Below are 13347 nucleotides of genomic sequence, written 5' to 3'. Positions count from 1 at the left end.
CGGACCTCCCGAGGCGGACTGGATTTCATTCTACATCTAAGCGTCGATCCGGCAATGCGATGTAGAACATCGACACTTCGCAGGTCGCGCTGTCAGGCCTTCACCTCGGCGGCCTCGGCCGCCGTCGTGCCCGGGGGCGTCACCGTCGACGCCGCCAGCTCGCGAAGGCGGAAGCGCTGGATCTTGCCCGTCGCCGTGCGGGGCAGCTCGTCGACCTGCACCACCAGGCGGGGGCGCTTGAACGCCGCCAGGCCCGCGCGGCAGAACGCCACCACCTCGTCCGGGTCGACCGTCGCACCCGGGTGTGCGACGACGTACGCGACCGGCTTGTCCAGCCCGTCCTCGTCGGGCACCCCGATGACAACGGCTTCGGCGAGCGCCGGGTGCTCGAGCAGCCGGGCCTCGACCTCGCTGGGGCTCACCCAGATCCCGCCGACCTTGAGCACGTCGTCGGCGCGGCCGAGGCAGGTCCAGCTGCCGTCTTCGCCCCGGACGTACTGGTCGCCGCTGCGCATCCACTCCCCGTGGAACACGGCCCGGTTGACGCTGGTGCGGCACCAGTAGCCGGTGCACAGCGACTCGCCCGCGAGGTAGAGCATCCCCGGCTCGCCCGCGCCCTCGATGACGCTGCCGTCCGGCCGGCGCAGCTGCACCTCGTAGCCGGGTACCGGGAAGCCGGAGCTGCCCGGCACGACCTTGCCGGGTGAGTTGGAGATGAAGATGTGCAGCGCCTCGGTGGAGCCGATCCCGTCGAGGATCTCGAAGCCGTACAGGTCGCGGACGCCGTGGAACATCCGGGCCGGCAGCGCCTCGCCGGCCGACACGCCGTTGCGGACCGTCGCGAACGTCTCCCGCGGCAGGTCGGCGGCCATCAGCGGGCCCCAGAAGCTCGGACCGCCGAAGAAGAGCGTGACCCCGTGCTCGACCACCCGCTCGGCGTACAGCGCGGGGTTGGGCCGCGACGGCTCCAGCACGCTGCACGCGCCCACCGCGAGGGGGAAGAAGAGCGAGTTGCCGATGCCGTAGGCGAAGAACAGCTTCGCCACCGACAGGCACACGTCGTCCGGGCCCATGCCGAGCACCTGCGCGGCGTAGGTCTCGCACACGTAGCGGATGTCGGTGTGCCGGTGCATCGCGCCCTTGGGCTTGCCCGTGGTGCCGGACGTGTAGAGCCACAGGGCGGGCGACTCGTCCCAGGTGGGGTACGGCGCCGGGAGCGGCTCGGCCGTCCGCAGGTCCTCCCACGTCAGGCCGGTAGTGCCGGGCACGTCCGGCGCGGTGTCGCCGGTGAGCACGACGTGGCGCAGGTCCGGCGCGTCGGCGGCGGCTGCCGTGACGGCGCCGGCGAACTGCGGGCTGCCGACGAGCACCCGCGCCCGGGAGTCGACGACGAGCGTGGCGAGCTCACGTGCGGTGAGCATGGTGGAGGCCGGCACGGCCACCGCACCCATGTACATCGCGGCGAGCACGCCGGTGGCCAGCTCGATGTCGTCGGCCATGCACAGGAGCACGCGCTCCTCCGGGCGCACCCCGATGCGGACCAGGCCCGCGGCGACCCGGCGGACCTCCGCCGTGATCTGCGCGTAGGTGTGCGTGCCCCGGGGGTGACGCAGCGCGATCCGCTCGCCGTCACCGGCGTCGACGCGACGCTCGGTGAGGTAGGCGGCGGCGTTGAACAGTTCCGTCATGGGAGCGGCTCCGGTCCGAACGGGTGGGTCCGAACTCTACTGGTTGCTCACGCTCCGGCAACGATCCGTAGAAGATCCCTCACCGCAGCGCTTTCACATCCATGCGCACGCTGCTATGAACGAGGCCTGGCCGCTCGTCGAAGGAGATCAGCGATGCAGACTCGTGGCGCCATCGTCCGCCAGGTGCCGGGCAAGTACGAGGTAGTGGACCTCGAGGTCGATGACCCTCAGGAGAACGAGATCCAGGTCCAGATGGTGGCGTCGGGCATGTGCCACTCCGACGACCACATCACCACCGGCGACATCCCGGTGGCCGTGTTCCCGTTCGCCGGCGGCCACGAGGGCGCCGGCATCGTCACCAAGGCAGGCGTCAACGGCAAAGGGCTGAAGGAAGGCGACCACGTCGTCTTCTCGTTCCTGCCCTCGTGCGGGCACTGCCGCTGGTGCGCGTCCGGGATGCAGAACCTCTGCGACCTGGGTGCCACCCTGCTGGACGGCGCCCGCTGGGGCCGGCCCGGCGACTACCGCGTGAAGCTCGCCGAGACCGGCCAGGGCGTCGGACAGATGTGCGGGATCTCGACGTTCCTGCAGACCACCACCGCGTCCGCCGACTCCGCGGTGAAGGTGCCCGACGACATCCCGCTGGACAAGGCGTGCCTCGTGGGCTGCGGGGTGGGCACCGGCTGGGGCTCGGCGGTCAACTCCGCCGAGGTTCAGCCCGGGCACACCGTGATCATCATGGGCATCGGCGGCATCGGCATCAACGCCGTGCAGGGCGCGGCCCACGCCGGGGCGTCCAACGTCATCGCCGTCGACCCCGTGGCCTTCAAACGCGAGAAGGCGCAGGAGCTGGGCGCCACGCACGCCGTCGAGACGATGGACGAGGCCACCGAGCTCGCCAAGCAGTTCACCAACGGGCAGGGGGCCGACTCGGCGATCGTCACCATCGGCGTCGTGAAGCCCGAGCACGTCGGGCAGGCCTTCGCGTCCATCCGGAAGGCCGGGACGTGCGTGGTGACCGGGCTCGGCGACGCCACCGAGGTCGGGGTGCCGATCGCGCTCTCCGAACTGACCCTGAGCCAGAAGCGGCTGCAGGGGGCGCTCTTCGGCGCGTCCAACCCGAACTGGGACATCCTGCGGCAGCTGCAGCTCTACCGCGAGGGCGTGCTCAAGCTCGACGAGCTGATCACGAAGACCTACTCGCTCGACGAGGTCGCGCAGGGGTACCAGGACATGCACGACGGCAAGAACATCCGTGGCGTCATCATCTACTGAGGTAGCGCCGGTCGGCCTGCGTCGCGAGCGCGAGGTCCTCACCGTCGCGCTCGCGACCGGCCGGCACGTGGTCATCGAGGGTCCACCGGGCACCGGCAAGTCGACGCTGCTGCGGTCGATCGCCCGGAAGAACGGGCGAGCCGTCGTCTTCGTCGAGGGCAACGCCGAGCTGACGCCCGCCCGGCTGGTCGGGCAGTTCGACCCGGCGCAGGTGCTCGCCGAGGGCTACCACCCGGCGAGCTTCGTGGACGGGCCGCTGCTCACCGCGATGCGCGAGGGCGGGTTGCTGTACCTGGAGGAGCTCAACCGCGTCCCGGAGGAGACGCTCAACGTCCTGATCACCGTTCTCGCCGAGGGCGAGATCGCGGTGCCCAGGCTGGGTGCGGTGCGGGCCGGGCCGGAGTTCCGGCTGATCGCGGCGATGAACCCGTTCGACGCGATCGGCACGGCGCGGGTGAGCCAGGCGATCGCCGACCGGATGTGCCGGGTGGTCCTCGGCTACCAGGACGAGCCGGCCGAGCGTGCGATCACGAACGCCGTGACGGGGCTGAACGGCGAGGTCGTCGAGCTGGCGGTCGGCATGGCCCGGGCCACGCGCACCCACCGCGACGTGCGGATGGGTTCCTCGGTGCGCGGCGCGATCGACATGGCGCTGGTGCTCACGGGGCTCACCGAGCTGCGCGGCGAGCCCGAGCCCGGTCGCGAGACCGGCCGCGACGCCGCGTACGCCGCGCTGTCCGGGCGCATCCGGATCGCCGACGGGGTGGACCGCACGCCGGAGTCCGTGATCGACGAGCTGCTGGACGCGCTCTGGCCCACCGACGACGGACCCCCGGACGGCCCGGGAAAAGCTGACGGCCCGCCGGACCCTCCGGCGGGCTTCCGGCAGCGGTCGCGCCCGGAGCGCGACCGCGCGGGCCGCACCCAGGGCCGGGCCGAGCTCGCGGCGCAGCACGCGGAGTTCGCGGACGTCTCGCCGGAGGTGGGCGAGCTCGACGCCGCCGCGTTCGAGGAGTTGCTCTCCCGCGACCCCGAGGCCGCCGCGGCGCTGCTCGCCGACCTCGCGGTCGCCACCGACGAGGGGCTGCGCGCCGCCGCCCGGCAGCTCGCGGGCCGGGTGTTCCTGCGCCTGGGCCGCGTCGGCCCGGCCCGCGCCCGCGGGACCCGGCGGCTCGCCCCGGTTCCCCGCGGCGACGGCGACCTCGACCTGGACCGCACCCTCGACGCCTGGGAGCCGGGCCCCACCCGCCGGCCCCGCGCGGAGGACATCGTCACCCGCGGCTGGACGGCGTCGCGGCGGGCGGTGGCGCTCGCCGTCGACGTGTCCGGGTCGATGCAGGGGCAGGCGGTGGCCCTGGCCGCGGTGGCGGCGGCGGGTGTGGTGCTGGCGGCGGGGGACGGGCTCGTCCCGGCGGTCGTCGCGTTCGGCTCGGGCGTCCGGGTGCTGCAGGCCCACGGCGTGCGGCGCCCACCCGAGGACCTGCTGTCCGACCTCGTCGCGTTGCGCGGCCACGGCACCACCGACCTCGCCGCCGGGTTGCGCGAGGCGGCCGGGCAGGTCGCGGGGGCGGTGGCCGACCAGCGGCTCGTCGTGCTGCTGTCGGACTGCATCCACACCGCGGGCGACGACCCGGCCACCGCCCTGGGCGGCATCGACCGGCTGCAGGTGCTCGTCCCGCTCGGAGGGGCCGACGCCGAGGCGGCCGCGGCGGCGCTCGCGGCCCGGCGGGGCGGGCGGGCCCAGACGGTGCGCAGGCTTGCCGAGGTGGGTCCGGCCCTGACGCGCGTGCTCGGTTAGACCGACGTGCTGATGAGCTTGTCGGCCACCCAGTGCGCGACGTCGGCCGGGTAGGGCGCCGGCAGGACGAGGACGATGTGCCCGAAGCCGGCGTCGATAGCCTGGCCGATCGCGTCCTGGGTGCTGCCGGGGTCGTCGTAGGAGACCGGCAGCGGGACGGAACGGGTGATCGATGCGGGGTCGCGTCCGATCTCGGCGCAGTAGCGGTCCAGCAGGGCGCTGCGGCGGGTGGCTTCGTCGATCTCGACGCCGTGGGTGGGGAAGTTCCACACGTCCGCGTGCTCGGCGACCACCCGCAACGTCGCGGACGAGCGTCCGCCGATGAGGATCGGCGGGTGGGGGCGCTGCACGGGCCGGGGGTTGCAGAGGGCGTCGGTGAGCTGGACGTGGTTGCCGTGGAAGTCGAACGGCTCGGTCTCGGTCCACAGCCGCCGGATCACCGTGAGCGCTTCGGCGAAGCCGCCCACCGCGTCGGCGGTGTCGTGGTAGGGCAGGCCGTGCGCCTCGTACTCGCTCCGGGCCAGTGGGTGGCTGGGCAGGGAGCCGACGCCGATCCCGAACTCGAGCCGCCCGCCGGAGACGATGTCGACGGTGGCGGCGATCCGGGCCAGCATCGCGGGCGGTCGGAAGCGGTTGCTGGTGACGAGCAGGCCGAGGCGCAGCCGACTGGTCTGGGCGGCGAGTGCGGACAGCAGGGTCCAGCCTTCGTGGATCGGTCCGTTCACGTCGCCCGCGATCGGCTTGAGGTGGTCGAACAGCCATGCGTGCTCGATCTCCGGGATCGTGTCCGCCTCGCGCCAGACCCGCAGGATGTCCTGGTAGTCGACGTGCATGGGGGCGGTCATGATCCCGAACCGGGGCCGGGTGGTGTTCGGCATGGGTCGTTGCTCCTTCGTCGGGTCCGCTCTGGCACCATAGGAAGCGGAACATCGCTCCGCTAACGATACGGAGCAACGTTCCGCTTAGCAAGGAGGGGGCTGCGTGGTGAACGGCAGCGGCGCGGCGCGGCCCAAGCGGGCGGATGCGCGGCGCAACGAGAAGGCCCTGCTCGACGCGGCCGCCGCGGTCTTCGTCGCGAAAGGGGTGGATGCGCCGGTACGCGACATCGCGGCCGAGGCGGGCGTCGGTATGGGCACGATCTACCGCCACTTCCCGACGCGCGCGGACCTGATCATCGCCGTCTTCCGGCACCAGGTGGAGGCGTGCGCCGAGGCCGGGCCTGCGCTGCTGGCGACCGGCGCAACTCCCTACGCCGCGCTGGCGAGCTGGATCGACATCTTCGTCGACTTCCTGGTCACCAAGCACGGGCTCGCCGCCGTGCTGCAACCCGACGCCGCCGGGTTCGACCGGCTGCACGCCTACTTCCTCGACCGCCTCGTGCCCGTGTGCACCGAGCTGCTCGACGCCGCGGTCGCCTCCGGAGAGATCCGGTCCGACCTGAGCGCCCTGGAGCTCATGCGTGGCGTCGGGAACCTCTGCGTCGGCGCCGGCAGCGATCCCCGTTACGACGCGCGACGGCTGGTCGGTCTCCTCATCGCAGGACTGCGCAGTTAGTGCGGGCACCGCCGGCGTTGGGCGCTGCGGCCCACTCGCGCCCGGTGACCCGGCCGGGCATGATCGTTGCGAGATGGCGCTCGGCGCCCCGGGCAAGGCGATCAACCGCAGTTCGGTCCGATCATGCGGCCTTGATCGTTGCGAGACCGTGGTTCGTGCCCTTGTGGGGGCGGTTTCCCGCATCTCGCATCGATCACCAGGCGCCGATCTGCGTGAGGCCCGCCCCCGCCACTCCGGGGAGTGCTTCAGTTGCACGGACGGCACTCCCGTACGCACCTAACGTGCGAAAGTGCCGCTCGTACCGCCGCTCCAGCCGGACCCGGCGAAGGTATGTGGTCACCGCGCTAGCCGCCGCAGAGGCTCTCCGTGGTCAGGTCCGGTTCCGGGACATTCTCCGGGCCGAAGCCGAACGGCTGGGCGATGCGCAGCCACTCCCCGGACTGCTGCATCGCCCGCAGCTGGGTGTTCACGGCGTCGAGGAGGTCGTCGTCGCCCGGGCGGACCGCGAACGCGCCGGCCGAGACGACCGTGCGGCCGCCGACCACGGGGAAGAAGCCGGACGTGACCTCGACTGGGGTGCCCGGCGCACCGGCGAGCGCGTTCTTGAGCGAGATGCTGGTGAGGGCGGCGCAGTCGGCGCGCCCGTCCGCGACGGCCAGGAGCAGCGCGTACTGGTCGGCGAGCTGCTGGATCCGGCCGTCGGGGATGCCGCTGTCCAGCGCGTAGTGGTACTCGACCGCGCCGCCCAGAACCGCGAGGCGGAGGTTGTGGTCGCGGACGTCGTCGAAGGTCGACACGGCCTGCGGGTTGCCCGACGGCACCAGGAACGCGGTCGGGGCCGTGTAGTCCGGCGCCGAGAACGCGACGCTCGCGCACCGTCCGGGCGTGACGAACATGCCGGCCGCGATCAGGTCGAACTGCCGGGCCAGGGTGAGGCCGGGGACGAGCTCGCCGAAGTCGACGGTGACCGGCCGGATCTCGGGGACGCCGAGCGCGGCGAACACGGCGCGCGCCACCTCGACCGACTCGCCGGTGACGGCGCCGTTCGGGCCGGTGAAGCCGTAGGGCGCCTCGTTGGCGATGCCGACGGTGATGATCCCCGCATCGCGGGCGCCGTCGAGGGTCGAGCCCGTGCCGGATGCGCACCCGGCGAGGAGCGCGCCCCCGCCCAGCGCGACGCCCCCACGCAGGAAGTCGCGGCGCGACCACGTCATCGGTACTCCTTGAGGCGCCGGCCGATCCCGAACGCCGCCGCGGCCGCCGCCAGCACCGCCAGGACGGCCGGCACGGCCGCCGTCCCGCCGAGTGCGGCGTCGGCGCTGCGGACGTCGCCAGCCAGTGCCGTTCGCTCGGTGCCGATCACGTCCGCCAAAGCCGCTCCGAGCCGGTCGAACGCGCTCCGGGACGCGTCCGGATCCGGGTTGGCGACCGCGAGCCGCCAGTCGCCTGCGGCGGCCCGGATCCCGGCGATGCCGGCCGTCGTGACCTCGCCGGCGGTCTGCCCGGCGGCCGCGTCGAGCAAGCCTCCGGGGCCGGTCACCGCCTCCATGCGGTTGACGAACTCCCTGCTGTTGCCGGCGCTCTCGGATGCGCGTGCCTGCAGGGCGGTGATGCGGGCCTCGTCCAGCGAGGTGGCCACGGCGTTGTGACCGCGCGCCGCGTCGAGCCGGTCGCTCGCGGCCGCCGTGGCGATCGACCACCATCCGAGCACGGCGACCAGCAGCAGGCCGGCGGCGGCGAGCCCGGGGCTGAGGATCCGGTTGGTGCGGCGCAGCTCGCGGAACCCCGCGTAGCCGACACCGAGGAGCGTGGCCACCCCGACGAGCAGGACGATGGCCGGGAACTCGCTGGCCCGCCGGTAGTTCTCGGTGAGCGCAGTGTCCTGGCCGCGCCGCAGCGCGTCGGCCGCGGGCAGGATCGTGGTGCGCATGAGGTCCGACGCGTCGGTGAGGATCTCCCGCGCCCGGGACTCCCGCGCCGGCGAGCCGTCGGCCCGCAGCGTGTTCGCCTCCTGCACCTGGGCCGTGTACCGGGGCAGCAGGCTCGCCATCCGCTCGATCAGCGCGGCATCCCGCCCGCCCGGGGGGAGCAGGCTCGCCGCGTGGGTCAGCCGCTGCGTGGCCCGGGCGATGTGGTCGTGGTAGCGGGCCACCACGCCGGGCGGCGGAGGCTGCTCGCCGGTGAAGCCGCTGACCGCCATCGCCTCGGCCTCGTTCAGCGATCTGTAGAGCTGGCCGGTGTCCGTGTCGGCCGCGGCCACCTGGGTGCCGCCCGCGCCCACCGCATCGGCTCGGGCCGAGCCCGCCAGCGCGCTGACCAGCGCCGTGGCGAGGCAGGCGGCGACGAGCAGCGCGCGGAGGCGCTCGAGCCGTTGCGGGGTCGCGGTGCCCAACAGAACGCGCCGCCACCCGAACGTGACCCCCACGTCTCACCCCCCGGACTGCGGAGCGTAGCGAAGATCGACCCGGGAGGGGGCCCGGGCGGCTGTTCTATCCTCCGTGCGATCTCACGTGAGGGGCGCAGATGACCGGGATCCCGGACGGTGCACCGGTCGCCGTCGTCGCCGGCCGGTACCGGCTGCGCGAGCTCATCGGGGCCGGTGGCATGGGCGCCGTCTGGCGCGCAGGCGACGAGCTGCTCGGCCGCGAGGTGGCGCTGAAGCAGGTCCGGCTCGCCGACCAGGCCGTGGCCGACGTCGCGCTCGCCCGCGAGCGGACGATGCGCGAGGCGCGGATCGTGGCCGCGCTGCACCACCCCCACATCGTCTCGATCTTCGACGTCGTGCTGGAGCGCGACGAGCCGTGGCTGGTGCTGGAGTTCCTGCCCTCGCGCAGCCTGGGCGGGGTGCTCGCCGAACGCGGGACGCTGCCGCCGCTCGAGGTCGCCGCCATCGGAGCCGACGTGGCCGGCGCGCTGGCCGCCGCGCACTCGGCCGGCATCGTGCACCGCGACGTCAAGCCGGACAACGTGCTGCTCTCCCGGCCCTCGGCCGCGGGCCCCGTCGTCAAGCTCACCGACTTCGGCATCGCGCACACGGCGGCGGCCCCCGCGATCACGGCCACGCACGTGGTCACCGGCACGCCGGCGTACTTCGCGCCGGAGACCGCACGCGGGGAGGGCACCGACTCCCGCAGCGACGTCTACTCGCTCGGGGCCACGCTGTACGCCGCGGTCGAGGGGCGGCCGCCCTTCGGCGCGGACTCGGGCAACGTCCTCGCGTTGCTGGCGCGGATCGGGCGCGGTGGCGCGCCCGTCGCGGAGCGTGCCGGGCCGCTCAGGGAAGTACTGCGCCACCTCACGGCCGACGACCCGGCGGCCCGCCCCACCGCGGCACAGGCGCACGAAGCGCTTCGCGCGATCGCCGACGGGCGGGCTCCCACCGGGACCGATGCCGGGCCCACCGCGAAGCCGGCGCGACGCGGGCTGCGGGCCGGGGCCGCGGTCGCCGCCGCGCTCGCGGTGGCGGCCGGTGTGGTCGTCGCCGTCACCATCGCCCGGCCCGGCGTCGACGCGCCGCCCGCCGCGGCCCCGCCCACGACGGCCCCGGCGACCGCGACCATCCCGGACCCGGCCACCGCGGACCCGTGCTCGCTGCTGGACGTCGAGTCGGTGAAGGGCTTCGGTACCACCACCCTCGACCCGGACAACGTCTCGTTCGTCGGCTGCCGCGCCGACATCGAGCAGGCCGACGGCGGCTCGGTCGGGTTCACGATCGCGTTCGAGAACCAGACCGAGACCGCGTTGATCGGTGGCGGCACCCAGTCGGAGGAGTCCGGCTACACGGTCGTGCGCTACCCGCCCGCCGACGGCACCTGCGAGCACCGCATCCGCCTGTCCGACGGGAACACCGTGCTGGTGTCCGCCGTGAGCTACGACGACCCGGCCGGCACGACGGACCTCTGCGCGATCGCCGAGGCGGGGCAGGCCGCCACGCTCTCGCGGCTGGCCGCCCAGGGCATCGGCAGGCGACAGCCGCTCAGCGCCACCAGCCCGCTGGCCACCATCCCGGCGTGCGGCCTGCTGACCCGCGAGGAGATCGCCGCCGCCGTCGCCGGCGCGACGCCACCCCGGTCGCGCTTCGGCGACTGGGGCTGCAACTGGAACTCGTTCACGTCCAGCGGCAGCGTCGTGGTGACGTACTACCGCGGCTACCCCCTCGGCGAGGCCGACGGCACGCCCGCCGACTTCGGCGGTCACCCCGGCACCGTGCTCGCGCGGCCGGGGAACTGCTGGGTGCAGTTCGTGCAGCGCTCGTACTTCGTCGGGAGCAGCAACCGGATCGAGTCGGTGTGGGTGACGTACTGGGGTTCCGGCTCTGGCGAGCAGCTCTGCCGGACCGCCAGCAGCCTCGCCACGGCGGCGGCGAGCCGCCTGCCCCCGCCCAGCTAGTGTTCCGGACCGGAAGTCCGGTGCATAAATCGGCGGGCCGTCGAGTTATGTGGTGGATTTCCGGTCCGGGACACTAGCTGCGGAACGCCGCGGCGAACTCGGCCATCCGGTCCCCGGCGCCCTCGGCCGCGCCGAACCAGACGGCCGCGGCGTCGGCGCCCGCCGCGGCGAGCGCGTGGGCCTCGTCCACGCTGCGCCTCAGCTCGTCGGAACCGCCGGTCCAGGCCAGCCGGGTGCCGAGCCGCGGGACGCGCTCGGACAGCTCACGCAGCCGGGCGGCGCAGCGCGCGAACCCGTCCGCGTCGATGGAGAAGCCCTGCCACTCGTCGGCCACGGCGGCGGCCCGGCGCAGCGCCGCCGCGCTCGTCCCGCCCACCATGATCGGTACGGGCCGCGCGGGCACCGGCGCGAACACGCCCTGCTCCACGTGGTGGAACCGGCCGTGGAACGCTCCGCCGTCGCGGAAGAGGTGGCGCAGCAGGGTGATGTCCTCGTCGGTGCGCGCGCCCCGCGTGGTGAAGTCGGCGCCCACGTCGGCGAACTCGGCGCGGTCCCAGCCCACCCCCACCCCGAGCACCGCCCGGCCGCCGGAGAGCCGGTCCAGGGTGGCGACCTGCTTCGCGACGACGAACGGGCTGCGCAACGGCAGCACCAGCACGGACGTGCCGAGCCGGATGGCCGACGTGCGTGCCGCGATGTGGGCGAGCGTCACGAGCGGCTCGTACACGCCGCCGTACGTGTCGCCGTAGGGGGCGGGTGGGAGCAGGTGGTCGGGCAGGTACAGGGTGCGGTAGCCGAGCCGCTCCGCGGTCTGCGCGAGCTCCACGAACGCTTCGGGCGCGGTGTCGGGCGACTCGTCGGGCAGCACCACCTCGAGATCCACGGCTCACCGTACCCGGGCCAGCAGCGAGCGGATCGCGCCGAGCGTGGCGCCCGATCCCGGGTAGTCGGGTCCGACGACGGTGTGGGTGGTGGCGAGGTCGTCCAGGGTCGGGCCGTAGCTGCCCGCCACGCTGCCGCCCCCGCCGTGGGCGAGCAGGATCCCCGGGCCGGAGCCCCTGACGACGTGCGCGAGATGTTCGGCCATGCCTCCGACGTTGGCGCTTCACACCGGTGTCAGGGCCAACCGGTCGTGGGGGAGATCACGTGCCGATCGGGAGCCGCGTGCGCCGTTCAGGCCTGCACCGGCCCGCTCGCCACCACCGTGGTGGGGACGGCGGGCATCGTGCGCCCGGGCTCGAGGGACACGGCGTAGGACGTGAACGGCGGAGCGTCACCGGCGCCCACCTCGTGGATCCCGGGCCCGGGAGCGGCGACGTCGAAGGCGGCCAGGGGGCGCGGGTCGCCCACGCCGAGCCCCCACATGACGTAGGTGGAGGAACCGGTGTCGTTCGGGTCGAGCCCGGTGGTGACGACGGTGCCGCGGTCGCCGGTGATGAGCACGGCCGCCACGGGCTGCCCGGACCCGGTGCTGAGGATGGCGTGCGAGCTGCCGGGAGCGTCGAGCTGCGTGACGATCCCGGCGAGGGCCCGTGCCTGCGTGGCCAGGGCGTCGCGCTCCCGCTGCACCTGGACGGTGTAGGCGCCGAGCCCGCCGATCGCGATCACCGCCGCCGCGGCGGCCGCGATCAGGGCCCGCGTCCTCGGCGGTCGCGGCCGGGCGAACCGCGGGTGGGGCTCCGGCGCGGCCGGGGAGCCTACCTGCGGCGTCTCGGCCGCCGTGGCCAGGAGGTTGCTGCGCAACCGCGCGGGCGGGTCGACCTGGTCCACCGCACCACCCACCGCCGCCGCGACGAGCTCGGTCTCGCGGACCGTCTCGGAGCAGGTGCGGCAGCGCTCGACGTGACCGCGCATGGCCGCCTCCTCGTCGGGCTCGAGGGCGTGCAGGGCGAACGCGACCGCCTCCTCGCCCAGCGGACAGGGCGTCGCGCCGTCGAACCCGGACCGGTCGTCCATCACGCACCCCCTTTCGCCTCGGTGGCGATCTCGCCGAGCACCGGGCCGAGCACCCCGCGCAACCGCCGCATCCCGCTGAACATCCGCGACTTCACCGTCCCGAGCGGCACCCCCGTGAGCGTGGCGACCTCGCGCTGCGAGTAGCCGCCGAAGTAGGCGAGTGCCAGCGCCTCCCGCTGTTCGGCCGGCAGGCGACCGAGCGCGTCGCGGACCTGCCCGGCCTCCATGGACTGCAACGCCCCCTGGTCGGCGCCCGGGCCGGGCGGGCCCGACTCCTGCCCCTCCTCGGCGGCGGCGACCGTACGGCGGCGCAGGGCGCTCTCGCGCCGCACGGCGTCGACCGACTTGTGGTGCACCAGCGTGAGGATCCACGTGCCGAACCCGCCCCGCGCCGGGTCGAAGCGCCCGGGGGCGCGCCAGAACGCGAGGAAGACCTCCTGCACGACGTCCTCCGCGAGGTTGTCGTCCCGGCAGACCCGGCGCGCGAGGGAGAACGCCCGCCTGCCGTACCGGTCGTAGAGGGCGGCCAGGGCCAGCTGCGCCCCGGCCGCGACGGCACGCACGAGCTCGTCGTCGGGTGCATCGGGCGCATCGGCTTCGGCCACCGGCGCGGTCCTCACGTCCTGTCGTTCGCACCGGGAGGGTCACCGGTTCGCGTGTGCACTGAACCACAGGATCCGCGTAACG

Annotated in this window: 11 protein-coding genes and 1 pseudogene; 4 read left to right on the top strand and 8 right to left on the bottom strand. The window is 74.1% G+C overall.

Annotated elements, in window-relative coordinates:
- Nucleotides 1-92: 92 nt before the first annotated feature.
- Nucleotides 93-1688 (bottom strand): benzoate-CoA ligase family protein, encoded by a 1596-nt coding sequence (locus ACU436_RS31495; RefSeq protein ID WP_459030642.1) that lies wholly within the window; start codon nucleotides 1686-1688, stop codon nucleotides 93-95.
- A 153-nt stretch (nucleotides 1689-1841) separates the two neighbouring features.
- Here ACU436_RS31495 and ACU436_RS31490 point away from each other — a divergent pair, with 153 nt between their 5' ends.
- Together ACU436_RS31490 and ACU436_RS31485 are read left to right on the top strand one after the other, a co-directional pair.
- On the top strand, nucleotides 1842-2963 hold the full coding sequence (locus ACU436_RS31490; protein ID WP_459030641.1) for an NDMA-dependent alcohol dehydrogenase: 1122 nt from the start codon (nucleotides 1842-1844) through the stop codon (nucleotides 2961-2963).
- Entirely contained in the window at nucleotides 2944-4761 is a 1818-nt protein-coding gene (locus ACU436_RS31485) for an AAA family ATPase (RefSeq protein WP_459030640.1), read from the top strand. The genes ACU436_RS31490 and ACU436_RS31485 overlap by 20 nt, the downstream gene beginning before the upstream one ends.
- Here ACU436_RS31485 and ACU436_RS31480 read toward each other — a convergent pair.
- Nucleotides 4758-5639 (bottom strand): LLM class flavin-dependent oxidoreductase, encoded by an 882-nt coding sequence (locus ACU436_RS31480; RefSeq protein ID WP_459030639.1) that lies wholly within the window; start codon nucleotides 5637-5639, stop codon nucleotides 4758-4760. The genes ACU436_RS31485 and ACU436_RS31480 overlap by 4 nt on opposite strands.
- A 103-nt stretch (nucleotides 5640-5742) precedes the next feature.
- On the opposite strand from ACU436_RS31480, the gene ACU436_RS31475 reads away from it, so the two are divergent.
- Nucleotides 5743-6315, top strand: coding sequence for a TetR/AcrR family transcriptional regulator (locus tag ACU436_RS31475; RefSeq protein ID WP_459030638.1), 573 nt, complete (start codon nucleotides 5743-5745; stop codon nucleotides 6313-6315).
- Between the two features lie 344 nt (nucleotides 6316-6659).
- On the opposite strand, the gene ehuB is transcribed toward ACU436_RS31475, so the two are convergent.
- Both ehuB and ACU436_RS31465 read right to left on the bottom strand, forming a co-directional pair.
- The gene (gene ehuB / locus ACU436_RS31470; protein WP_459030637.1) at nucleotides 6660-7529 is read right to left on the bottom strand and encodes an ectoine/hydroxyectoine ABC transporter substrate-binding protein EhuB; all 870 of its coding nucleotides are present in this window, start codon (nucleotides 7527-7529) and stop codon (nucleotides 6660-6662) included.
- Complete coding sequence (locus ACU436_RS31465) at nucleotides 7526-8740, bottom strand: hypothetical protein (RefSeq protein ID WP_459030636.1); 1215 nt, start codon at nucleotides 8738-8740, stop codon at nucleotides 7526-7528. The genes ehuB and ACU436_RS31465 overlap by 4 nt, the downstream gene beginning before the upstream one ends.
- Nucleotides 8741-8838: 98 nt before the next feature.
- Here ACU436_RS31465 and ACU436_RS31460 point away from each other — a divergent pair, with 98 nt between their 5' ends.
- Complete coding sequence (locus tag ACU436_RS31460; protein WP_459030635.1) at nucleotides 8839-10704, top strand: serine/threonine-protein kinase; 1866 nt, start codon at nucleotides 8839-8841, stop codon at nucleotides 10702-10704.
- Between the two features lie 73 nt (nucleotides 10705-10777).
- Here the strand turns inward: ACU436_RS31460 and ACU436_RS31455 are convergent, their stop codons facing one another.
- From ACU436_RS31455 to ACU436_RS31440, 4 genes and pseudogenes are all read right to left on the bottom strand, one after another.
- Nucleotides 10778-11587 carry a TIGR03619 family F420-dependent LLM class oxidoreductase gene (locus ACU436_RS31455; RefSeq protein ID WP_459030634.1) on the bottom strand — a complete coding sequence of 270 codons (810 nt, stop codon included), beginning with the start codon at nucleotides 11585-11587 and terminating at the stop codon, nucleotides 10778-10780.
- 42 nt (nucleotides 11588-11629) lie between these two features.
- Nucleotides 11630-11791: pseudogene (locus ACU436_RS31450) on the bottom strand (alpha/beta fold hydrolase); the annotation flags it as partial.
- Nucleotides 11792-11877: 86 nt separating this feature from the next.
- A complete protein-coding gene (locus ACU436_RS31445; protein WP_459030633.1) occupies nucleotides 11878-12660 on the bottom strand; it encodes an anti-sigma factor in 783 nt (260 codons plus the stop codon).
- Nucleotides 12660-13265, bottom strand: coding sequence for a sigma-70 family RNA polymerase sigma factor (locus tag ACU436_RS31440; protein ID WP_459030632.1), 606 nt, complete (start codon nucleotides 13263-13265; stop codon nucleotides 12660-12662). The genes ACU436_RS31445 and ACU436_RS31440 overlap by 1 nt, the downstream gene beginning before the upstream one ends.
- Between the last annotated feature and the right edge of the window lie 82 nt (nucleotides 13266-13347).

This window comes from Pseudonocardia wallangbongensis, from assembly GCF_054486945.1.
Note: the sequence above shows the minus strand (reverse complement) of the source record. Positions and strands in the feature narration are given on the sequence as shown.

Excerpts from the sequence above, each read along its gene's own strand:
- ACU436_RS31495 (WP_459030642.1), bottom strand. The coding sequence starts at position 1,688 with ATGACGGAACTGTTCAACGCCGCCGCCTACCTCACCGAGCGTCGCGTC.
- ACU436_RS31490 (WP_459030641.1), top strand. The coding sequence starts at position 1,842 with ATGCAGACTCGTGGCGCCATCGTCCGCCAGGTGCCGGGCAAGTACGAG.
- ACU436_RS31480 (WP_459030639.1), bottom strand. The coding sequence starts at position 5,639 with ATGCCGAACACCACCCGGCCCCGGTTCGGGATCATGACCGCCCCCATG.
- ehuB (WP_459030637.1), bottom strand. The coding sequence starts at position 7,529 with ATGACGTGGTCGCGCCGCGACTTCCTGCGTGGGGGCGTCGCGCTGGGC.
- ACU436_RS31460 (WP_459030635.1), top strand. The coding sequence starts at position 8,839 with ATGACCGGGATCCCGGACGGTGCACCGGTCGCCGTCGTCGCCGGCCGG.
- ACU436_RS31445 (WP_459030633.1), bottom strand. The coding sequence starts at position 12,660 with ATGGACGACCGGTCCGGGTTCGACGGCGCGACGCCCTGTCCGCTGGGC.